The organism is Nonomuraea sp. N2-4H (assembly GCF_045291505.1).
In the GTDB taxonomy this organism is placed as follows: domain Bacteria; phylum Actinomycetota; class Actinomycetes; order Streptosporangiales; family Streptosporangiaceae; genus Nonomuraea; species Nonomuraea fastidiosa.
In genome coordinates, this window is sequence record NZ_CP147987.1 from 3850253 (window position 1) to 3871259 (window position 21007).

Consider the following 21007-nt stretch of genomic DNA (forward strand, 5'->3'; position numbering starts at 1 on the left):
CGCCCCGCGACCGGGCGCGGGGCGGCGAATCCGGGCCGGAGCAGAGCGCGGGACCGGGCAGGCGGTCAGGTCCGGGAGCGGGCAGGCGGTCAGGTGCGGGACCGGACAGGCGGTCAGGTGCGGCGGGCGAGGACGAGGTCGGTGGTGAAGGTCATGTCGAGGCCGTCGCCCACCAGCGCACCCATCTCCCCCAGTACCCGCTCCCGCACGTCCGGCGCGAGGATGCGGTACGCGGACAGGGTGCCGGCCAAGGTGACGAAGCGGGCGGTGTCGTAGCGCTCGGTCCAGGTGTAGCGGCGCCGGTCGAGGCCGGTGAAGCGGGGATCGGCGGCCAGCAGCCGATGGGCCTCCGCGGCGCGGTCGCCCTCGTCCTGGTGGAGGCTCTGGCTGGTGACGCCGTAGCGGTGGGCGAGCCGGACGAGGGCGGCGTGCAGCTCGGGGTCGGCGGGCACGTAGTGGCTCCAGAACAGCGCGAGCGCCCCGGAGGGGGCGAGCGCCGCGCAGGCGAGGTCCCAGCGCAGGTCGTGGTCCACCCAGTGCCAGGCCTGCGCGGAGTAGAGCAGGGCGAAGGGCCGATCCGGTACGTACTCCTCGAAGGTCCCGCTCACCACCCGCACGCCGGGGCACTTGGCGGTGAGCGCCGCCGCCATCCTCGGGTCGGGTTCGACGCAGGTCAGGTCGCTCACGCGGGCGGCGAAGCCGGCGGTGGCCTTGCCCGTCCCCGCGCCGACCTCCAGCACGGGTCCTGAGGGGGCGTAGTCCAGGACGTCGGTGACGAGCCGCTCGGCGTAGCCGGGCCTGGCGGCCTCGTACTGCTCGACGGCCTCGCCGAAGATCACGCTTCGCTTCCTGTCCACCGCCATGCGCTCCCCTTTCGTGGCCGGGCGATCGCCGATTCAATCACGCACGTACGAGACGATCATGACGGGGGCGCGGGAAAGGGATAAGGTCCGGTGACTGTGAGGAGTGAGCGCGACGAGCCGGTCGAGTACCGGCAACACCGGTTCCGTACGCCGCCGGGCGCGACCGAGGTGCTGCTGGTGCGGCACGGCGAGTCGGAGCCGGCCCGCCCCGACCGGCCGTTCCCCCTGGTCGACGGGCAGGGCGATCCCGCTCTGGCGCCGGAGGGCCGCGAGCAGGCCGAGCGGGTGGCGCTGCGGCTGGCCGCCGAGCCGATCGACGCGATCTACGTGAGCACGCTGCGCCGCACCTCCGAGACGGCCGCGCCGCTGGCCGCCCGCCTGGGCCTGACGCCGGTGGTGGAGCCGGAGCTGCGCGAGGTGCATCTGGGCGAGTGGGAGGGCGGGCTGCTGCGCCGCATGGTGGCCGAGGGCCATCCGCTGGCCCGCAGGATGTCGGCGGAGGAGCGCTGGGACGTGATCCCGGGCGCGGAGCCCGCGGCGGCCTTCTCGGCCCGGGTGCGCAAGGCGCTGGAGAAGCTGGCCGGCGCCCACCCCGACCAGCGCATCGTGGTGGTGACCCACGGCGGCGTGATCGCGGAGGCGCTGGCGGCGGCGAGCGGGTCGCGGCCGTTCGCGTTCCTGGGGGTGGACAACGCCTCGGTGTCGCACCTGGTGCTGACCGAGAAGCGGTGGATCCTGCGCAGGTTCAACGACACCGCGCACCTCGCCCCCACCTTCACCACCACCGCATCGCTGCCCACCTGAGAGGACCCGGGTGAAGAGACTGATCGCGCGGCTGTGGCGGAGCCTGCGCGGGTCGGTGCAGTGGCGGCTGCTCTACCTGACGCAGGACAAGTTCATGGTCGGGGTGACCGGGGTGGTGCGCGACCGCGAGGGCAGGGTGCTGCTGCTGCGGCACCGGTTCTGGGGGAGAATCGCCCGTGGGGACTGCCCACGGGCGGCGCGAAGCGCGGGGAGACGTTCGAGGAGACGGTCGCGCGCGAGGTGCGCGAGGAGACCGGGCTCGAGGTGCGGGTGGGCGAGCTGGTGCAGCTCAGGAGCGGGTTCCGGCTCAGGATGGAGGTCGCGTACGCGGCCGTGTACGAAGGCGGCGGCACCCTGCGGCTGAACTCGATGGAGATCCTCGAGGCCCGCTGGTGCGACCCCGGCGACCTGCCGGAAGGACTGATCCCGTCGCACCGCGCCCTCATCGAGGCGACCCGCTGAGGTCAGCGATCGACGGCGTGGCCGAGCGACCAGTCGGCCCCGAAGGAGCCCTCGAGGCGGTGCCGCGAGCCGGGGTGGAGCAGCCGGGCCACGCTCACCAGCACATCGCCTGACCAGGTGCGGCGGCGTACGAGCAGGCACGGCTCGTAGCGGCCGATGCGCAGCAGCCGGCGTTCGGCGGCGTCGGCGAGCACGGCCTCGACGATGTGCTCGCCCCTGGTGAGCGGGGCGACCTCGTTGAGGTAGGCGTGGGGGGTCTGCCGGGTGAAGTCGCGCTCCAGGTAGCCGGGCACGGCGGCCGGGTTGACCAGGCGGTCTTCGAGCTGGATCGGGGTGTCCTCCTCGAAGTGCACGATGAGCGAGCGGTAGAGGACCGGCCCGGCGGCGTCGCGCAGCTCGGGGTCGGCGTCCTCCGACGACTCCTCGCGCACGAAGACCACCTCGGTGCGGTGGCGGTGGCCGTGGCGGCGGATGTCGTCGGCGATGTTCCTGACCTGGAGCAGTGCGGAGGCGGCCTTGGGCACGGCGACGAACGTGCCGACGCCCGCCCTGCGCTCGATGAGCCCTTCGTGCATGAGCTCGCGCAGGGCGCGGTTGATGGTCATGCGGGACAGGCCGAGCGCGCTGACGAGCTGGTGCTCGGAGGGAAGCTGCTGGCCGTGGGCCCAGCGGCCGGAGCGCACGCCGGCCGCGATGACCTTCTTGACCCGCTCGTACGCGGGCGCCGACGCGGGTCCGAGCTGCTGGAACTGGGCGGCGAGCTCGGACTCGACCACCGAGATGGGCACCATGTCGCGGCGGATCCTCGGGTCGGGGGACAGCGGGCGGAGAGATCTCCGTGACCGATGACCGAAGTTTATCTTCCCTCCCAGGGTAGCGATCTGTATATACAGGACTGTACATTTCCCCTCGACCCCCCGTATCCCCCAGGGCGCGTGACGCGCGAGAGGCGGACCGCCATGAAAGACCACCAAACCCTGGGCGCGGCTCCAGCCGTGGAGCGCCGGACGATCGACGTGATCCCGGACGCCGAGCGGCACGGCACGCCGCGCAGCCAATTCACTCTCTGGTTCGGCGCGAACATGCAGATCACGGCGATCGTGGACGGCGCGCTCGCCGTCGTGTTCGGCGCCGACGCCCTCTGGGCGATCATCGCCCTGCTGATCGGCAACGTGCTCGGCGGCGCGGTGATGGCGCTGCACTCCGCACAGGGGCCGCGGCTCGGCCTGCCCCAGATGATCTCCAGCAGGGCGCAGTTCGGCGTGCTCGGCGCGGTCCTGCCGCTCGTCCTCGTCGTGCTGATGTACCTGGGCTTCGCCGCCACCGGCAGCGTGCTGGCCGGGCAGGCGCTCGCCCGGGTCCTGCACCTGCCGACGACCGCGGGCATCCTGCTGTTCGGCGTGCTGACGGCGATCGTCGCGGTGACCGGCTACCGGCTCATCCACAGCGTCGGCAGGATCGCGACCGTGGTCGGCATCGCCGGCCTCGGCTACCTGCTGGTCAAGGTGTTCACCACGTACGACGTGGGCGCCGTCATCGGCGCCAAGCCGTTCGAGGTACCGACGTTCCTGCTGGCCGTGGGGCTGGGCGCGGCCTGGCAGCTGACGTTCGGCCCGTACGTCGCCGACTACTCGCGCTACCTGCCGCGCAGCACCAGCGAGCGGGCCACGTTCTGGGGCACGTTCCTCGGCAGCGTGATCGGCTCGCAGTGGGCGATGTCGCTGGGCGCGCTGATCGCGGCCGTCTCGGGCGCGGTGTTCGTCGGCGACCAGGTCGGGTTCGTCGGCGAGCTGGCCGGGCCCGCCGCCATCGCGCTGCTCATCTACATCGTGATCGTGGTGGGCAAGCTGACCGTCAACACGCTCAACGCCTACGGCGGCTTCATGTGCCTGCTGACGACGGTGACCGCGTTCAACGGCCGCTCGCGCGTCTCCCCCGTGGTCCGCGCCCTGTACATCGTGGGCTTCACCGCGGTCTCGATCGCGGTGGCGCTGCTGGCCAGCGCGGACTTCCTGGACAACTTCAAGAACTTCGTGCTCGCGCTGCTGATGGTGTTCACGCCGTGGAGCGCGATCAACCTCACCGACTACTACCTGATCTCCAAGGAGCGGGTGGACATCCCCGCCCTGTACGACCCGGCGGGACGCTACGGCCGCTGGAACATGACCGCGCTGGTCAGCTACGCCTTCGGCGTGGTGATCCAGATCCCGTTCCTCGCGCAGAAGCTGTACACGGGCCCGATCACCGAGCTGCTCGGCGGCGCCGACATCTCGTGGATCGTCGGCCTGGTGGCCACCGCCGCGCTGTACTACCCGTGGGCCAGGCGTACCTCGAAGCCGCCCGTGGAAATGATCTATCCGTCCTCCGAGCCCGTACAGGCTCGCTGACACAGCCGACAGACAGAGAGGAAGCATCATGGAAGGCGCACGCCCGGTCAGGGCCGCCCGCGGCACCGAGCTGACGGCCCTGGGCTGGCAGCAGGAGGCCGCGCTGCGGATGCTGCAGAACAACCTCGACCCCGAGGTGGCCGAGCACCCCGACGACCTGGTCGTGTACGGCGGGACCGGCCGCGCCGCCCGTGACTGGCGTTCCTTCGACGCGATCGTGCGGACGCTGCGCACGCTGAAGTCCGACGAGACGATGCTGGTGCAGTCGGGCCGCCCGGTCGGCGTGATGACGACGCACGAGTGGGCGCCGCGCGTGCTGATCGCGAACTCGAACCTGGTCGGTGACTGGGCGACGTGGGAGGAGTTCCGCCGTCTCGAGGCGGCGGGCCTGACCATGTACGGCCAGATGACCGCGGGTTCGTGGATCTACATCGGCACGCAGGGCATCCTGCAGGGCACCTACGAGACGTTCGCCGCGGTGGCGGCCAAGCGGTTCGGCGGGTCGCTCGCCGGCACGATCACGCTGACCGCCGGGCTCGGCGGCATGGGCGGCGCGCAGCCGCTGGCCGTCACCATGAACGGCGGCGTCGCGATCTGCGTGGAGTGCGACCCGTCGCGCATCCAGCGCCGCCTCGACCACGGCTACCTGGACGTCCAGGCCGACGACCTGGCGCACGCGCTGCGCCTGGCGACCGAGGCCAGGGACGCGCGCAGGCCGCTGTCGATCGGGCTGCTCGGCAACGCCGCCGACGTGGTGCCGCGCATGCTGGCCGAGGGCGCGCCGATCGACGTGGTGACCGACCAGACGAGCGCGCACGACCCGCTGGCGTACCTGCCGCTCGGGGTGGCGTTCGAGGACATGGCGGCCGAGCGGGACAAGGACCCGGCCGGCTTCACCGAGCGGGCGCGCGCGTCGATGGCGCGGCACGTCGAGGCGATGGTCGGCTTCCAGGACGCCGGCGCCGAGGTGTTCGACTACGGCAACTCGATCAGGGGCGAGGCGAAGCTGGCCGGTTACGACCGGGCCTTCGACTTCCCCGGGTTCGTGCCCGCCTACATCAGGCCGCTGTTCTGCGAGGGCAAGGGCCCGTTCCGGTGGGCGGCGCTGTCGGGCGACCCGGCCGACATCGCGGCGACCGACCGGGCGATCCTGGAGCTGTTCCCGGAGAACGAGCCGCTGGCCCGCTGGATCCGCATGGCCGGTGAGAAGGTGCACTTCCAGGGCCTGCCGGCGCGGATCTGCTGGCTCGGCTACGGCGAGCGGGACCGGGCGGGCGAGCGCTTCAACGACATGGTGGCCTCGGGCGAGCTGCGCGCGCCGATCGTGATCGGCCGCGACCACCTCGACTGCGGGTCGGTGGCCTCGCCGTACCGGGAGACCGAGGGCATGCGCGACGGGTCCGACGCGATCGCGGACTGGCCGCTGCTCAACGCCATGGTGAACGTGGCCTCCGGCGCGTCGTGGGTGTCGATCCACCACGGCGGCGGCGTCGGCATCGGCCGGTCCATCCACGCCGGGCAGGTGACGGTGGCCGACGGCACCGCGCTGGCCGGGGAGAAGATCCGGCGGGTGCTCACCAATGACCCGGGGATGGGCGTGATCCGGCACGTGGACGCCGGGTACGAGGAGGCCGAGGAGGTCGCCCGCCGCACCGGCGTGCGGGTGCCGATGAAGGAGTCCTGATGCCGTCGTCGTTCCAGGAGATGTGGGCGGAGCTGCTGCCGGTGGGCCGGCACGCCGGCTCCGGCGGCTACCGGCGCTTCGCCTGGACCGGCGCGGACGCCGAGTGCCGCGCCTGGTTCCGCGAGCAGGCGCAGGCGCGCGGCCTCGCGGTCGAGACCGACCGCAACGGCAACCAGTGGGCCTGGCTGGGCGATCCGGCGGCGGGCGACGCCGTGGTGACCGGGTCGCATCTGGACTCGGTGCCGGACGGCGGCGCGTTCGACGGGCCGCTCGGCGTGGTGTCGGCGTTCGCCGCGCTGGACGAGCTGGCGGCGCGCGGCGCCCGCCCGTCGCGTCCTGTCGCGGTGGTGAACTTCGGCGACGAGGAGGGCGCCCGGTTCGGGGTGGCCTGTGCGGGTTCGCGGCTGACGGCCGGTCAGCTCACGCCGGAGCGGGCGGCCGCGCTGCGCGACGCCGACGGGGTGACGCTGGCGCAGGCGATGGAGCGTGCCGGCTACGACCCGGAGGCGATCGGCCCCGACGACGAGCGGCTGGCCCGCGTCGGCGTGTTCGTGGAGCTGCACGTCGAGCAGGGCCGCTACCTCGCCGATACCGGCTCGCCGGTGGGCGTGGCGTCGGCGATCTGGCCGCACGGGCGGTGGCGCTTCGACTTCCGCGGCGAGGCCAACCACGCGGGCACCACCCGCATGCAGGACCGTCGCGACCCGATGCTCGCCTACGCCGCGACCGCGCTGGCCGCCCGCGAGCGGGCCGCGGCGGCGGGCGCGCGGGCCACGTTCGGCAAGCTGCTGGTCGAGCCGAACGGCGTGAACGCGGTGCCGAGCCTGGTGCGGGCCTGGCTGGACGCGCGGGCCGCCGACGAGGACGCGCTCGCCGGGCTGCTCTCCGGCATCGAGGAGGCGGCGCGCGAGCACGCCGCCCGCGAGGGTGTGGAGGTCGGGCTGGAGCGCGAGTCGTTCACGCCGGTCGTGGACTTCGCGCCCGCGCTCCGTGACGAACTGGTGCGGCTGCTGGCCGCGCGCCGCGCGTACGAGGTGCCGGTGCTGCCCACGGGCGCCGGGCACGACGCGGGCATCCTGGCGGCGAAGGTGCCGACGGCGATGCTGTTCGTCCGCAACCCGACCGGGGTGTCCCACTCCCCCGCCGAGCACGCTCGCGAGGACGACTGCGTGGCCGGGGTGGAGGCGCTGGCCGACGTGCTGGAGGGGCTGGCATGCCGGTGACGTTCTTCGCCGAGCACGCCTGGGTCGGGGGCGCGGTCGCCTCAGGGGTGGTGATCGAAGTGTCCGGCGGGCGCGTCTGCGGCGTCCGTACGGGCCTCGCCGCTCCCCCGCCCGGGGCCGAGGTGCTGCGCGGGCTGACGCTGCCCGGCCTGGCGAACGCGCACTCGCACGCCTTCCACCGCGCGCTGCGCGGCATCGCGCAGCGCGGCTCCGGCACGTTCTGGACCTGGCGGGAGACCATGTACGAGGTCGCCGGGCGGCTCGACCCCGACGCGTACCTGGAGCTGGCCAGGGCCGTCTACGCGGAGATGGCGCTGGCCGGGATCACCTGCGTCGGCGAGTTCCACTACCTGCACCACGCCCCCGGCGGCACGCCGTACGGCGACCCCAACGCCATGGGCGAGGCGCTGATCGAGGCGGCGGCGCAGGCCGGGATCAGGATCACGCTGCTGGACACCTGCTACCTGTCGTCGGGGTTCGGCGCGCCGCCCGAGCGGCACCAGCTCCGCTTCAGCGACGGCGACGCGGACGCGTGGGCGGCCCGCGCGAGCGAGCTGAAGGAGCGGGCGCACGCCCGCATCGGCGCGGCGGTCCACTCGGTACGCGCGGTGCCCGCCGAGCAGATCGCGACCGTGGCGCGGTGGGCGGCCGAGCGCGACGCGCCGCTGCACGTGCACCTGTCGGAGCAGCCCGCCGAGAACGAGGCGTGCCTGGCCGCGCACGGCCGCACCCCGGCCGGGCTGCTGGCCGACCGTGGCGCGCTCGGCCCGCGTACCTCCGCCGTGCACGCCACCCACCTGACCGGCGACGACATCGCCACGCTGGGCGGCTCGGGCACCACGGTCTGCATGTGCCCCACCACCGAGCGGGATCTGGCCGACGGCATCGGCCCGGCCGCCGACCTGGCCGCCGCCGGGTCGCCGATCAGCCTGGGCAGCGACAGCCACGCCGTGATCGACCTGTTCGAGGAGGCGCGGGCGGTGGAGCTGGACGAGCGGCTGCGCACGCTGCGCCGCGGCACGTGGAGCGCCGCCGCGCTGCTGCGCGCCGCCACCCTCGACGGGCACGCGAGCCTGGGCTGGCCGGAGGCGGGCCGGATCGAGGCGGGCGCGCCCGCCGACTTCGTCACGGTCGCGCTCGACTCCGTCCGCACGGCGGGGCCGCCGCCGGAGCTGGGCGCCGAGACGGCGGTGTTCGCCGCGTCCGCCGCCGACGTCCGGCACGTCGTGGTCGGCGGCCGTCCCGTCGTCCGCGACGGTGCGCACCTGCTGGTGCCGGACGTGCCCGGCGCGCTGTCCCGCGCGATCGCCCGCGTCACCCGCCCGTAGCATTCCGCGACATCCCCAACGAAAGGAGCCGTGCAGTGTCCGTCGCGTCCGTCGCGTCCGTCGCGTCCGTCGCCATCACCGGGATCGGCAGCCTGCTCACCAACGATCCCGAGCTGGGCACGATCACCGGCGCCGCCGTCGTCTTCGACGAGGGCCGCGTCGTCTGGGCGGGGCCTGAGTCCCGCGTGCCCGACGCTGACGAGCGGGTGGACGCGGGCGGGCGGGCCGCGATCCCCGGGTTCGTGGACTCGCACGCGCACCTGGTGTTCGCCGGTGACCGCACCGCCGAGTTCGACGCGCGCATGTCGGGGCAGCCGTACTCGGCGGGCGGCATCCGTACGACGGTGGCGGCGACCCGCGCGGCGAGCGACGCCGAGCTGGACGCGAACGTCGCCAGGTACGTCGCCGAGGCGCTGCGCCAGGGCACCACGACGATCGAGGTCAAGTCGGGTTACGGGCTCACGGTGGAGGACGAGGCCCGCTCGCTGCGGATCGCGGCCGGTCACACCGATGAGGTGACGTACCTGGGCGCCCACGTGGTGCCGGCCGAGTACGCCGGCGACCCCGACGCGTACGTGGAGCTGGTCGCCGGGCCGATGCTGAAGGCGTGCGCCCCGCACGCGCGCTGGGTGGACGTGTTCTGCGAGCGGGGCGCGTTCGACGGCGACCAGTCGCGCGCGGTGCTGGAGGCGGGGCTGCGGGCCGGTCTGACGCCGCGCGTGCACGCCAACCAGCTCGGTCCCGGACCCGGCGTACGGCTGGCGGTCGAGCTGGGGGCGGCGTCGGCCGACCACTGCACGCATCTCGACGACGCCGACGTGGACGCGCTGGCGAGCGGCTCGACGGTGGCGACGCTGCTGCCGGGCGCGGAGTTCTCCACCCGCTCGCCGTACCCGGACGCGCGCCGCCTGCTCGACGCCGGTGTCACGGTGGCGCTGTCGACCGACTGCAACCCGGGGTCGAGCTTCACCAGCTCGATGCCGTTCTGCGTGGCGCTGGCCGTGCGCGAGATGCGCATGACGCCGGACGAGGCGGTGGTCGCGGCGACGCTGGGCGGCGCCAGGGCGCTGCGCCGCGACGACATCGGGCGGCTGTCGCCCGGCGCCCGCGCCGACCTGGTGCTGCTGGACGCGCCGAGCCACGTCCACCTGGCCTACCGGCCGGGCGTGCCGCTCGTCTGGGCGGTCTGGCGCGACGGCGTCCGCCAGGTTTGACGCGCCAGGTGCGCGGCGGGCGAGCCGTGATCCGGCCGGGCCGGCAGTAGTGTCGCCGCCGAGCCCGACGTCGATCTGGGCGATGAGGTCGTCCGCGCCGGTCCTCAGCGCCGCGCCGCCCCCAGCGTCACCGGCAGCGCCGCGAGCCGCTGCGTCCCCGGATCCGGCAGGTACGCCGCCTCGCCCGCGAGTTCCATGCCGGGGAAGCGCCGCAGCAGCGCGCCGAGCGCGACCGCGACCTCCACGCGGGCCAGCCCGGCGCCCACGCAGAAGTGCGGCCCGTGGCCGAAGCCGAGGTGCGGCACCGGCTCCCTGGTGATGTCGAACCTGTCCGGGTCGTCGAACGCGCGCGGGTCCCGGTTGGCCGCCACGACCGAGACGGTCACCGGCTCGCCCTTGGGGATGCGCACGCCGCCGATCTCGACGTCCTCCGCCGCGAACCTGGGCACGGTCATGATCTGCGGGGTGCACCAGCGGGCCAGTTCCTCCACCGCGCGCGGCATCAGCGCGGGGTCGGCGCGCAGCGCGGCGAGCTGATCGGGGTGCTGGAACAGCGTGACCAGGGCGTTGGCGATGAGGTTCGCGGGGGTCTGGCCCGCGAGGACCAGCAGCCACACCATCGTCACCAGCTCGTCGTCCGAGAGGCGGTCGCCGTCCTCGCCGGCGATGCGGGCCAGGTCGGAGACCACGTTCGCGGACGGCGCCCTGCGGGCCTCGGCGATCGCCGCCTTCGCGCCCTCGATGATCGCCGGGATGGCCTTCGCGAACGCCTCACCGTGACCGGTCGCGACGGCGGCGCCGTACTCGCGCCAGGCGGGGCGGTCGGCGGCGGGGATGCCGACCAGCTCGCAGATCACCTCCATGGGCAGCGGCCTGGCGAAGCCGGCGAGCAGGTCGGCCTTGCCTTCCTGGAGCTCGCCGAGCAGGCGTCCGACGATGGCCTCGACGCGCGGCGCGAACTCCAGGGCCCGACGCGGCGTGAACGCGGGCGCGACCAGCCGCCGCAGCCGCGTGTGCTCGGGACCGTTCATCTCGGACATCGTGCGCATATAGCGGGCGCAGTGCTCGGGCACGCCGGGACGCAGGAAGCTGCCCGAGTTGATCTCCAGGCGCGGATCGGCCAGCGCCGCCCTCGCCTCCTCGTAACGGGTGACGGCCCATAGGTGGCCGAGCCCCGGTGCCAGCAGCCGCGCCACGGGGGACTTCTCCCTGGCCGGGGCGTACGCGGCGGCCAGGTCGCGCAGCACGGCCACGTCGGACAGGTCGATCTCCGGCACGTCGGTCATCCGTCGCCTCCATTTCGGATGATGTCATCATCTGGATGGTGACGGTATCTTGGCTTGAGACCTCCGGCAACTCGCTTGCAGCGCCCGGTAACGTGCTTGGGCGCATGACACCGTCTTCGAGCCCACGGCTTGAAGGCACGGACGACGCCTGCTGAGAAGGCACGAAACGGAGGAGGGCGGTTGGTCCGGCTCACCAGGGCGCAGGCGCAGGAGCGCAACCGGGCGAAGGTGCTGGCGGCGGCCAAGGAGGAGTTCGCCGAACGCGGCTACCGCGACGCCAAGATCGACGCCATCGCCGACCGGGCCGAGCTGACCCGGGGCGCGGTCTACTCCAACTTCCCCGGCAAGCGGGCCCTCTACTTCGCGGTGCTCGCCGACCTGGCCGAGCGCGCACCCGTACGGCCGCCGGAAGAACCCGCGCTGACCGTGCGCGAGGCGCTCGGGGAGGTGGCGCGGGCATGGGTGACCCGGCTGCCGCTGGTCAGCGACGGCGAACGCGAGCCGAGCCGCCTCGGCATGCACCTGATCCCGGAGATCCTCGCCGACGAGGCCACGCGCAAGCCGTACGCGCAGCTCATGCGGCTCAACGCGATCCTGCTCGGGCTGGCCATGGAGCGGCTGCGGCCGCCCCGCGAACCTGACGGGCGGCTGGTCCGGCTCGCCGAGGCCGCGCTCACCGTCCTGCAGGGGTCCTCGCAGCTCTCGGCCGCCGCGCCCGGGTTCGTCGAGCCGTTCAACGTGATCCGCGTGTGCGAGCAGCTCGCCGACCTCGACCTGGGCGACCGCTGGTTCGTGGCGCCCATGGTGCCGGAGGTACGGTCGCCGGGCACGCCGTGGTCGCCGCCGGCAGGGACGCTCGACGCGGTCACCGGGGAGCCCGCCCATCCCGAGCGCGACGGCGTGGTGGCGGTGCTCGGGCTGCACCGGCTGTCGGCCGCCGAGGAGGCCGTACGCGCCGCGCCGCCCGACGCCGAGGTGACCGCCGTCATCGTCACCGGCACGCCCCAGGAGCTGATGCCCCTGGCGCGGCTGGTCGTCGCCGAGGTGAGCACGTGCCTGCGGCAGGCGTTCCCCCGCGCCGCCTGGCCCCGGCTCCGCGTGGTCCACGACGACACGGGCGCGCTGGCGGCCGCGGCGGGGGTGGCATCGCCCGGCGACCGTACCGAGGTGGCGCTGCGGGTGCGGGCGGGCCGCGTGGAGCTCCGCGCCGAAGGCTTCGGCGCCTGCCACACCGCCGCCACCCACCCCCTCACCTGACCCCGCACCGGCGTCCTGCCGGCCGAGCCGCGCTGCGACCGTTCGTACCAGGCGGAGGGGGCCGAGCGCGGTGTCCTGTCCGCCAGGTGGTGTTGCGCGGCGGTGAGCGTCCGGCGGCGGGTGCGGTCGTCGGGCGGGGCGAGCGCAAGAAGCAGGCCACCCGGGCGGCGCTCAGCGAGGCCGCGCTCCGCCTCTCCCTGCGCCACGGCGTCGAGAACGTCACCGTCGAGCAGATCGCCGGCGCGGCCGAGACATCGCGCTGCGCACCTTCTTCAACTACTTCTCCAGCAAGGAGGAGGCGGTGGTGGCGACCCTGTCGGCCGCCGCCGAGCAGCTCATCGCCCGGTTCCGTGCCCGCCCGCCGGAGGAGCCGGTGCTGACGGCCTTCCGCGAGGCGGTGCTCGCGGTCATGAACGACAGCGACGCCGCCGGCCGGGACCACATCCGCGCGCTCCGGCTGGTCAGGAGCACACCGTCGCTGGTGCCGTACGAGCTGGCCGTCCTCGCCGCCCAGGAGCAGGCGCTGGCCGAAGCCATCGCCGAACGCATCACCCCCACGCAGGCGGCCTCCGCCCGCACCGAGGCGATCACCCCACGCGCCCAGGCCGAGGCGGCGCCTGCCCGCACCGTCCCGCGCGAGGTGACCGCCCAGGACGGCGGGAGGTTCGATGAGGCGGGTGTTTATCCGATCGTGTGCGCGGGGGCCGTGCTGAGCGCGCTGCGGGTCGTGATCGACCGCTGGTCGCGCTGGGCCGACGAGCCGGGCAGGGTGCGCGACATCGCGGTGCTGCGCCGCCAGTTCGACGCCGCCATCGCCGAGCTGGCCGCCGGACTGGATCGCCCCGGCCGTACGCCCCACTGAACCTCGGCCACCCGACCGGGCTCCCCGACCGAGCCTCAACACCCCAGCGGGTCGCTGCGCGAGGCGACGGGGTGCCCCCTCGCGTCAAGCGCCCGCGCTGGGTGCGCCCCGCGGGCTCTTCGTACGAGCGGAAATCGCGTTGCGGGCCTCAGCGGCGTACTGACATGATCAAAGATCCTTTACGGTCATGACAGCGCAGGTGGTGACGGCATGCGGTGGGCGGGCCCGGCGCTCGCGATCGGGTCGGCGTGCGGGTTCGCGTTCTCAGGTCCGATGGCGAAGTACCTCGTCGCGGCCGGGATGACGCCGATCGAGGCGGTGTGGACCCGGCTGCCGGTCGGGATCGCGCTGCTGCTGGTGTCGCTGTCGCCGGTGCTCGTGGTGGCCTGGGTCCGGCTGGTACGCCGCCGGCGGCTGCCCCGGTCCGCGTACGCGGGCACGATCGTCGCGATCGCCGGCCTGGCGATCGTCGTGGAGGCATGGCAGGAGATCCGCCTGGACGGGCTGGGCCTGGCGACGGGACTGCTGGCGGCGGCCTGCTCGGCCGGATACTTCCTGATGAACGAGAGCTTCGGCGACGAGGTGAACCCGCTCGCGCTCATCGCCTGGGGCCTGGCGGGAGCGAGCGTGCTGATGATTCCGGCGGCGTCGCCGTGGGCGCTGCCGTGGGAGGCGTGGTGTCGTGAGCCTCGGGCCGGGTGGCGGCCTCACTCGGGGGCTCGGGGTGGCAGAGCGGCTGACAGAAGCCAGCCGCCGTCGCCGTCCGGGCCGGCGTCCAGGGTGCCGCCCAGGGCGCGGACGCGCTTGCGCATGCCGGCCAGGCCGTGTCCGGAGGAGGGCAGGCGTTCCGGGGCGGCGGGTGGAGGGCCGTTGTGCAGCCGTACCGACGCTCCGCCGCCCGAGGCGGTGACCGTGACCGCTACGCGGGTGCCGGGGCCGGCGTGTTTGAGCACGTTCGTCAGCCCCTCCTGGACGACGCCCGCGGCGCACGCGCGCAGCACCGGCGAGACCGTCGCCATGCCGGGGTCGAGGTCGAGGTCCACCACGAGGCCGGCGGCGGACATGCGGCCGGCCGCCGCGCGTATCAGGTCGGGCGCCTCGAGGTGCGGGTCGCCGCCGTGCAGCAGGTTGCTCAGGTCGCGCAGCACCTGGTCGCCGGTCTCGCGGATGTCGGCGAGCGCGTGGCCGAGCGGCCCGTCGGGTACGGCGGCCCGGGCATCACCGGCCCGCAGCACCATCGCGCCGACGTGCCCCGCGACCAGCGTCTGCACGTCCCGGGCGATGTGCTCGCGCTCGGCCAGCAGGTCCGCGCGGGCGCGCGCGAGCGTCAGGCGTACGGCTTCCTCGGCCCGCAGCCGCTCGGCGGCGGTGACGGCGCGGCGCATGCCGAGATAGCGGCCTGCGACGACCGGCATCGCCACCAGCGTCACCAGCACGATCACGCGCAGCGTGGTGATCCGGCTGAAGGACTCGAACACGGCCACCGCGACGCACGCACAGCCCGCCGCGTACACCAGCGCCGTCCACGCCCACGACGACACCCGCTTGGCGAACACGCCGATCGCCACCAGCAGGAGCAGCATGCCGGTGTCGGTGGCCCCGTGCAGGTGGGCGTCCGCGGCGAGCAGCAGCGCCGCTTCGACGGCCACCACCAGGCCGGGCAGCCTCCTGGCGAGGCCGAGCGCCAGCCCGGCGACGACCGTGGCCACCTGGACGATCGCGAGGGGCTGGCCGCCGGTGTGCCAGATGTCCCACGTGCTCAGCACCGCCAGCAGCGCGCCTGCGCCGGCCAGGAGCACGTCGATCGTGCCGTCGTCGTCAGCATGGCGCGGATGAGCGCCGATGGCGGCGTCCCCGGCACTACGCAGGTCGTCGCCGATGTCAGCGTGCGCGGCGCGGCGCAACCCAGCGCCGATGGCGGCGGGCACCGCAGGCAGGAGGAGCGCGAGCGCCATCGTGCCCGGGGTGACGCCGGGGCCGGCCACGTTCAGGGCGGTCGCCAGTACGGCGGCGAGCATCGGGCCGCGCGCCTCCCTCAAGCCGTGCCGATAGCCGGTGACGCAGAGAGCCACGCACATCAGGACCTGCGCGCTGTCGGCGCCCGGCGCTAACCGGCCGGCGATCACCAGGAGCGCGGCGAGGTGAACGGTGACCGGGCCGGGACGCCGGCGTACGACGCCCATGGGCAGACCGGCCAGCAGCGCCACGGCGAACTCGGACGGCGTCGGCATGCCCTCGCCGGCGTGACCGTTGATGAGCAGTTCCAGGGCGACGGCCGAAGCGGCGAACAGCCCATCCAACGACGCACCGCGCGAACGCATGCGCTCACGTTACCGATTGATCACCACGTGCGTGGCCCGCCTGCGACGGCCCAGGTCACCCCGCCGACGCCGCCCGGCCCGCCTCCGGCGAGCCGGCTTCAGAGCGTGGTGGGGAGTACCGGGAGGCCGCGTACGCCGGGGTCGGCGGCGAAGAGGGCGCCCGCCTCGGGCTGTTCGGCCCGGTCGATGTCGAGGGCCGAGGTCGTGATGTAGAGCCGGTCGAGCCGCTCGCCGCCGAACGCGACGGCCGTGACCTTGCGTACGGGGAGGGTGATGACGGCGTCGAGCCGCCCGCCGGGGGTGTAGCGGTGGACGGCCCCGCCTCCCCACAGCGCCACCCAGACGCCGCCCTCGGCGTCCACGGTGAGCCCGTCGGGCGCCCCCTGTCCGGGGTCGATGACGGCGAACGGCCGCCGCCCGCTCAGCCCGCCGGCCGGGTCGTAGTCGAGGACGTCCACGCGGCCGGTGGTGGTGTCGGCGTAGTAGGCGAGCCGGCCGTCGGGGCTGAAGCCGAACCCGTTGGAGATCGTCACCTCGGGCAGCACCACGCGCAGCCGCCCGTCGGGCTCGGCCACGTAGAAGGAGCCGCCTCCTGGGGTCTCGTCGTAGGCCATGCTGCCGATGTAGAACCGGCCGTCGGGGTCGCAGCCGCCTTCGTTCATGCGGACGCCGGGGTCGGTCCACGCCTCGCCGAGCGAGCGCAGCGGCGCGTCGAGGTCGTCGGAGTCGGCCAGCAGCAGCTCGCGCTCGGCCGCGACGACGTAGCCGCCGGAGACGCGGGGGCGGACGACGGCGGCCACCTTGCCGACGTGGCGGCGGCGCACCTCGCCGGCCTCGGTGAGCGCGAGCACGTCGCCCTTCAGCATGTCCACCCAGCGCAGCCCGCCCCACCGGGCGGACCACACGGGCCCCTCGCCGTGCTGGGCGACGGGGTCGGTGACGGTGTACGCGGTGATGCCCATGCCGCTCTCCTCCATGATCGCTGCGATAGGCCAGCCTAGTGGTCAGATGCGCCGGGTGGCCACGATCAGCAGCAGGGCGAGCACCGCCAGCACCGCGCCCGCCGCGTACGTCACCGCCACCCCTTGCGCCAGGGTCAGGCCGCCGATGAGCGTGCCCGCGCCGATGCCGACGTAGATGGCCGACGCGTTGAGCGAGACGACCAGCGACGCCTCCTGAGGTGCGACGCCGATGAGCCGGTGCTGCTGGGGCGGGGTCTGGCACCAGGTGCCCGCGCCCCATCCGACGGCCAGCAGCCCGACCAGGGCGACCGGCACGTCCTGCCCGCCGGCCAGCCATCCCAGCCCGGCGAGGCTGGCCGCCATCACGACATATCCCCCCATGAGCACGCGGCTCGCTCCCCACCGGTCGATGGTGTACCCGGCGGCCATGTTGCCGAAGATGGCGCCCACCCCGTACAGGAACAGCATCGACGCGGTGGACTCCACGCCGACGGCGCTCATCGCCGGGGCGCTGTAGGCGTAGACGGTGTAGGTGGCGGCCATGCCGAGCACGGTCAGCGCCAGCACGGCGGGGACGGCGGGACGCCGCAGCACGCTGAGCCGTTCGCGCAGCGGCACCGGCGGCTGGCCGGGCAGCGCGGGCAGGATCGCGAAGACCGCGACCGCCACCGCCGCGCACGCCCCGGCCACCAGGCCGAGCGCGGCCCGCCAGCCGAGCACCTGACCGGCCAGCCCGCCGAGCGGCACGCCCGCGGCCGTCGCCACGGTCAGCCCGCCGATGACGGTGGCGAGCGCCCGTCCTCGCACCTCAGGCCGCGACAGCGCCGCCGCCACGGCTCCGGCGTTCGGGGTGAACGCCGCCGCGCCCGCCGCCGCCAGCACGCGCGTCACCAGCAGCACCGCGAAGGTCGGCGCGAGCGCCGAGCCCAGGTTCGCGAGCGCGAGCACGAGCAGCGCGCCGACCAGCAGCGCCCGCCGCGACAGGCGGGCGGTCACGGTGGCGAGGATCGGCGAGAGCATCGCGTACGCCACCGCGAACGCGGTGACCGACTGCCCCGCCGCCGTCTCGCTCACCTCCAGCGACGCGGCGAGCTGCGGCAGGAATCCGGCCACGACGAACGCGTCCGTCCCCACGGCGAACGTGCCGACGGCCAGCACGGCCACGGGCACGAACGCCCGCCGCCGTTGAACCGGGACATCCAACATCCCCTTTTTCCTCCCGAGAAAGCGACACCTGGATCGTGGTCGTGGAAAGCGCGCCTCAGCCCTCACGTGGCCTCGGCTCCGGTCTCAGCCGGTGAGACGGGCGTAGTGGCGGCGGGTGCGCCCCGGCGCGGACGGCGCGGCCTCGCGCATGAGGTCGGCGAGGGTCTGCGCGGCCAGCTCCCTGCGCCAGGCCAGTTCGGCGCGGCGCATCGCGATCACCACGCCGCAGGGCTTGGCGAACGTGCCGGCGGGCTCCTCGGCGCCCGCTCCGCGCCGGCGGATCTCGTTGCACCTGAACGCCTCGTCGCGGCCCTCGATCGCGGCCACGACGTCGAGGAGCGTGATGCGCTCCGGCGCTCTGGCCAGCCGGAAGCCGCCCTTCACTCCGGGCACGGAGGCGAGGATGCCGGCGCGTACGAGGTCCTGCAGCCGCTTCTTCAGGTAGACGGGCGGCAGCTCGAACAGCTCGGCCAGCTTCCCGGTCGGGATCGGCGCCTCATCCTCCAGCCAGGCCAGCGCCAGGCAGCAGTGCAGACCCCACTCGACCCCTTCTCCCATCCGCATGAAAGGGGATGTTACACGTCCCGGTTTTGCTGTGGGTGTCGGAGGCTCCCCGCCGTACGGGGCTCAGCGGCCTCGTCTGAGGCGGCGGGTCTTGGGGCGGGGGCGCGCCGATCGCGAAGCGCCTGCCGCCCAGCCGCCGGTCTCTCGGCCGCCGGCCGCCGGAGCGCCCGCCGCCGTGCCGCCCGTCCAGTGGGCCGGGCGGGTGAGGGCGGCGGGCAGGCGCGTGGCGGGGCCGCCCATGGCGGCGTTCACCTGGGCCTGGGTGAGGAAGACGGCACCGGTGAGGTCGGCGCCGGTCAGGTTCGCGCCGCGCAGGTCGGCCCCGATGAGGTCGGCCTGCCGCAGGTCGGCGCCGCGCAGGTCGGCGCCGATCAGGTACGCCCCGCGCAGGTCTGCCCCTCGCAGCCGGGCGCCGCGCAGCCGGGCCCCGATGAGGTCGGCGCCGCGGTGCCGCTTGCCGCCGAGCCCGTGACGCACCAGCTCGCTCGCCCGCAGCAGCACCTCGTTGACCCGCGCGCGGTGGGCGCCGACGTCGAGGTGTTCGAGCACGACGGCGCTCTCGCGGGTGAGGCGTTCCGTCTCCTCCAGCAGGGCGCGGGCGTCGGGGTGCACGGGCGCGGCGGCGGGCAGGGTGAGGATCTCCGCGAGATACCACAGCAGCTCGTGCAGCCCGCGCATCACCGGGAACACGGCGTACATCTGCCGGGCCGTCTCCGGGGCCTCGCGCCAGCTCCGCCCCTCGTACGTGACCTGCGAGACCTTCTGCCCGGCCCCGAAGCACTCGAACACCGTGCACCCGTTGAACCCGCTCTCGCGCAGCCGCGAGTGGATCGAGCAGCGGAAGTCGTCGCGCAGGTTGGCGCAGGGCCGGCCGGCGTCCTTGTCGACGGCGAAGTCCGCCGACGCCGAGAACGGCAGCGCCACGCAGCACAGCCCGAAGCAGCTCGCACAGTCGGACAGCAGGCCGAGCTCGCGCGGGTGGGTTCCTGGCACCGGGCGGTTCTCCTCTTCACGTACGGGGCGGCAGGCCAAGGGTACTCGCGTACGGGGGTGCGGCCTTCCGGCTCAGCCGCCGTAACGCCGCTGCCTGGCGGCGAAGCTGCGCAGCGCGCGCAGGAAGTCGATCTCGCGGAAGGCCGGCCAGTAGGCCTCGCAGAAGTACAGCTCGGAGTAGGCCGACTGCCACAGCAGGAAGTTCGACATGCGCTGCTCGCCGCTGGTGCGGATCACCAGGTCGGGGTCGGGCTGCCCGGCCGTGTAGAGGTGCGGGGCGATGTCGTCCACGGTCAGCGTCGAGGCCAGCTCGACCATCGACTGGCCGGCCTCGGCCCGCTCGTACAGCAGCTCGCGCAGGGCCTCGATGACCTCCTGGCGGCCGCCGTAGCCGATGGCGAGCGTGAGGTGGAAGCCGGTCTGGCAGGTGCGGGTGTTCTCGACCGCGTCTTTGAGCACCCGGGCGGTGGTGTCGGGCAGCATGTCGAGCAAGCCCGCGACGTGCACCTGCCAGCGCGAGTCGGCGACGTTGAAGCGGTCTTCGACCATCTGCTCGATCACCTTCAGCAGGAAGGCGACCTCCTCATCGCCGCGCCGCTGCAGGTTCTCGGTGGAGCAGAGGAAGATCGTCAGATGCTTGATGCCGATCGTCTCGCACCAGGAGAGCACGTCCTGGATGTGATCGGCGCCGTATTTATGACCCATGCTCGGGTTGGCCATGCCCTTCTGCCTGGCCCATCGCCGGTTGCCGTCGATGATCAGGCCGACGTGGCGGGGCAGGGGGCCGGACATCACCTGGCGGCGCAGCCGCCGGGCGTAGAGGGAGTGAAGGAGGTCAGTCGTGTGCACCCTCCAAGAATGGCGCGGGTGAGGGGCCGGAATCTGATCTTTCCTGATATCCACCTCCGGCAGGCGCCGAAAGGGACGCTTCCGTGACGTTCAGGCATCCGCCCGGCAGCCCGTACGGAACAACTTCCAGAACGCCAGCGCCGCCTCCTCCGCGCCGCCGGGGCAGCCGCCCGCGACCCAGTGGGCGATGACGCCGGCCAGCGCGCCTGCCAGGTAGGCGGCGTGCACGTCGGCCTGGCACGTCATCCCACCCAGGGGGGCGGTGCCCGCCGGCGAACCGGCCCGCCAGCTCGGCGGTGAGGCGCTCGCGCATGCGGGCCGAGAAGCGGGCGCTGCCCTGGGGGCCGAGCATGCGGGCGTAGAGGGTGGCGTTGGCGGCGACGTACGCGAACAGCTCGGCCAGCGGCTCTGGGGCGCGGTCGCGGGGCGCGTCGAGCGGGCACAGCGCGGCGGCCCTGGCGACGGCGGCGACGGTGTCCTCCATGGCGTCGGTGACGAGCGCGTCGAGGTCGGGATAGTGCAGGTAGATCGTGGCGCGGTTCACCTCGGCGCGCTTGGCCAGCGCCGACATGGTGATGGTGGCGGGCTCCTGCTGGGCGGCCAGGTGGCGTACGGCCTCTTTGAGCCTGGCCCGGGTGCGCCGGGCTCTCGGATCGTCCGGGTTCACGCACCTCACTATACGACAGGCATCGCTTAAGCGACATGTGTTGACTAATCAACATTTGTCGCATAGCTTGCTGGT

At 73.9% G+C, this 21007-nt stretch carries 20 protein-coding genes; 9 read left to right on the forward strand and 11 right to left on the reverse strand.

The window, feature by feature from the left end:
• Window positions 1-113 precede the first annotated feature (113 nt).
• Window positions 114-863 carry a class I SAM-dependent methyltransferase gene (locus WBK31_RS17890; protein ID WP_406675265.1) on the reverse strand — a complete coding sequence of 250 codons (750 nt, stop codon included), beginning with the start codon at window positions 861-863 and terminating at the stop codon, window positions 114-116.
• A 90-nt stretch (window positions 864-953) separates the two neighbouring features.
• Between WBK31_RS17890 and WBK31_RS17895 the strand changes: the two genes are divergently transcribed.
• Together WBK31_RS17895 and WBK31_RS17900 are read left to right on the forward strand one after the other, a co-directional pair.
• On the forward strand, window positions 954-1667 hold the full coding sequence (locus WBK31_RS17895) for a histidine phosphatase family protein (protein WP_364052522.1): 714 nt from the start codon (window positions 954-956) through the stop codon (window positions 1665-1667).
• Window positions 1668-1727: 60 nt separating this feature from the next.
• Window positions 1728-2129 (forward strand): NUDIX domain-containing protein, encoded by a 402-nt coding sequence (locus tag WBK31_RS17900; RefSeq protein WP_406675266.1) that lies wholly within the window; start codon window positions 1728-1730, stop codon window positions 2127-2129.
• Window positions 2130-2131: 2 nt separating this feature from the next.
• On the opposite strand, the gene hutC is transcribed toward WBK31_RS17900, so the two are convergent.
• A complete protein-coding gene (gene hutC, locus WBK31_RS17905; protein ID WP_364052528.1) occupies window positions 2132-2920 on the reverse strand; it encodes a histidine utilization repressor in 789 nt (262 codons plus the stop codon).
• Between the two features lie 168 nt (window positions 2921-3088).
• Here hutC and WBK31_RS17910 point away from each other — a divergent pair, with 168 nt between their 5' ends.
• From WBK31_RS17910 to hutI, 5 genes are read left to right on the forward strand one after another with little or no spacing between them, the layout of a single operon-like run.
• Window positions 3089-4516 (forward strand): cytosine permease, encoded by a 1428-nt coding sequence (locus tag WBK31_RS17910; RefSeq protein ID WP_364052531.1) that lies wholly within the window; start codon window positions 3089-3091, stop codon window positions 4514-4516.
• 28 nt (window positions 4517-4544) lie between these two features.
• Window positions 4545-6200 (forward strand): urocanate hydratase, encoded by a 1656-nt coding sequence (gene hutU / locus WBK31_RS17915; protein ID WP_364052534.1) that lies wholly within the window; start codon window positions 4545-4547, stop codon window positions 6198-6200.
• A complete protein-coding gene (locus WBK31_RS17920; RefSeq protein WP_364052537.1) occupies window positions 6200-7423 on the forward strand; it encodes an allantoate amidohydrolase in 1224 nt (407 codons plus the stop codon). The genes hutU and WBK31_RS17920 overlap by 1 nt, the downstream gene beginning before the upstream one ends.
• Window positions 7414-8751 (forward strand): formimidoylglutamate deiminase, encoded by a 1338-nt coding sequence (locus WBK31_RS17925; RefSeq protein ID WP_406675267.1) that lies wholly within the window; start codon window positions 7414-7416, stop codon window positions 8749-8751. The genes WBK31_RS17920 and WBK31_RS17925 overlap by 10 nt, the downstream gene beginning before the upstream one ends.
• Window positions 8752-8786: 35 nt before the next feature.
• Entirely contained in the window at window positions 8787-9965 is a 1179-nt protein-coding gene (gene hutI, locus WBK31_RS17930) for an imidazolonepropionase (RefSeq protein ID WP_364052543.1), read from the forward strand.
• A gap of 104 nt (window positions 9966-10069) precedes the next feature.
• On the opposite strand, the gene WBK31_RS17935 is transcribed toward hutI, so the two are convergent.
• Complete coding sequence (locus WBK31_RS17935) at window positions 10070-11251, reverse strand: cytochrome P450 (RefSeq protein WP_406675268.1); 1182 nt, start codon at window positions 11249-11251, stop codon at window positions 10070-10072.
• 180 nt (window positions 11252-11431) lie between these two features.
• Here WBK31_RS17935 and WBK31_RS17940 point away from each other — a divergent pair, with 180 nt between their 5' ends.
• Window positions 11432-12508, forward strand: coding sequence for a TetR/AcrR family transcriptional regulator (locus WBK31_RS17940; protein WP_364052549.1), 1077 nt, complete (start codon window positions 11432-11434; stop codon window positions 12506-12508).
• 301 nt (window positions 12509-12809) lie between these two features.
• Window positions 12810-13370 (forward strand): hypothetical protein, encoded by a 561-nt coding sequence (locus WBK31_RS17945; RefSeq protein ID WP_406675269.1) that lies wholly within the window; start codon window positions 12810-12812, stop codon window positions 13368-13370.
• Between the two features lie 185 nt (window positions 13371-13555).
• On the opposite strand, the gene WBK31_RS17950 is transcribed toward WBK31_RS17945, so the two are convergent.
• The 8 genes from WBK31_RS17950 to WBK31_RS17985 form a co-directional block, all read right to left on the reverse strand.
• A complete protein-coding gene (locus WBK31_RS17950) occupies window positions 13556-13972 on the reverse strand; it encodes a hypothetical protein (RefSeq protein ID WP_364052555.1) in 417 nt (138 codons plus the stop codon).
• A gap of 105 nt (window positions 13973-14077) precedes the next feature.
• Complete coding sequence (locus tag WBK31_RS17955; protein WP_364052558.1) at window positions 14078-15691, reverse strand: two-component sensor histidine kinase; 1614 nt, start codon at window positions 15689-15691, stop codon at window positions 14078-14080.
• A gap of 98 nt (window positions 15692-15789) precedes the next feature.
• Window positions 15790-16653: an SMP-30/gluconolactonase/LRE family protein gene (locus WBK31_RS17960; RefSeq protein WP_406675270.1), complete on the reverse strand. Its 864-nt coding sequence runs from the start codon at window positions 16651-16653 to the stop codon at window positions 15790-15792.
• 42 nt (window positions 16654-16695) lie between these two features.
• Window positions 16696-17859 (reverse strand): MFS transporter, encoded by a 1164-nt coding sequence (locus WBK31_RS17965; protein WP_406675271.1) that lies wholly within the window; start codon window positions 17857-17859, stop codon window positions 16696-16698.
• Between the two features lie 84 nt (window positions 17860-17943).
• Window positions 17944-18423, reverse strand: coding sequence for an Rrf2 family transcriptional regulator (locus tag WBK31_RS17970; protein WP_364052567.1), 480 nt, complete (start codon window positions 18421-18423; stop codon window positions 17944-17946).
• 63 nt (window positions 18424-18486) lie between these two features.
• Complete coding sequence (locus tag WBK31_RS17975; RefSeq protein WP_364052570.1) at window positions 18487-19416, reverse strand: pentapeptide repeat-containing protein; 930 nt, start codon at window positions 19414-19416, stop codon at window positions 18487-18489.
• A gap of 72 nt (window positions 19417-19488) precedes the next feature.
• On the reverse strand, window positions 19489-20208 hold the full coding sequence (gene uppS / locus WBK31_RS17980; RefSeq protein ID WP_364057431.1) for a polyprenyl diphosphate synthase: 720 nt from the start codon (window positions 20206-20208) through the stop codon (window positions 19489-19491).
• 43 nt (window positions 20209-20251) lie between these two features.
• A complete protein-coding gene (locus WBK31_RS17985; protein WP_378788457.1) occupies window positions 20252-20932 on the reverse strand; it encodes a TetR/AcrR family transcriptional regulator in 681 nt (226 codons plus the stop codon).
• Window positions 20933-21007 lie beyond the last annotated feature (75 nt).

Excerpts from the sequence above, each read along its gene's own strand:
- WBK31_RS17965 (WP_406675271.1), bottom strand. The coding sequence starts at position 17,859 with ATGTTGGATGTCCCGGTTCAACGGCGGCGGGCGTTCGTGCCCGTGGCC.
- hutU (WP_364052534.1), top strand. The coding sequence starts at position 4,545 with ATGGAAGGCGCACGCCCGGTCAGGGCCGCCCGCGGCACCGAGCTGACG.
- uppS (WP_364057431.1), bottom strand. The coding sequence starts at position 20,208 with ATGTCCGGCCCCCTGCCCCGCCACGTCGGCCTGATCATCGACGGCAAC.
- WBK31_RS17925 (WP_406675267.1), top strand. The coding sequence starts at position 7,414 with ATGCCGGTGACGTTCTTCGCCGAGCACGCCTGGGTCGGGGGCGCGGTC.
- WBK31_RS17935 (WP_406675268.1), bottom strand. The coding sequence starts at position 11,251 with ATGACCGACGTGCCGGAGATCGACCTGTCCGACGTGGCCGTGCTGCGC.
- hutC (WP_364052528.1), bottom strand. The coding sequence starts at position 2,920 with ATGGTGCCCATCTCGGTGGTCGAGTCCGAGCTCGCCGCCCAGTTCCAG.
- WBK31_RS17955 (WP_364052558.1), bottom strand. The coding sequence starts at position 15,691 with ATGCGTTCGCGCGGTGCGTCGTTGGATGGGCTGTTCGCCGCTTCGGCC.
- WBK31_RS17920 (WP_364052537.1), top strand. The coding sequence starts at position 6,200 with ATGCCGTCGTCGTTCCAGGAGATGTGGGCGGAGCTGCTGCCGGTGGGC.
- WBK31_RS17970 (WP_364052567.1), bottom strand. The coding sequence starts at position 18,423 with ATGCGGATGGGAGAAGGGGTCGAGTGGGGTCTGCACTGCTGCCTGGCG.
- WBK31_RS17950 (WP_364052555.1), bottom strand. The coding sequence starts at position 13,972 with ATGAGCGCGAGCGGGTTCACCTCGTCGCCGAAGCTCTCGTTCATCAGG.
- WBK31_RS17960 (WP_406675270.1), bottom strand. The coding sequence starts at position 16,653 with ATGGGCATCACCGCGTACACCGTCACCGACCCCGTCGCCCAGCACGGC.
- WBK31_RS17890 (WP_406675265.1), bottom strand. The coding sequence starts at position 863 with ATGGCGGTGGACAGGAAGCGAAGCGTGATCTTCGGCGAGGCCGTCGAG.
- WBK31_RS17910 (WP_364052531.1), top strand. The coding sequence starts at position 3,089 with ATGAAAGACCACCAAACCCTGGGCGCGGCTCCAGCCGTGGAGCGCCGG.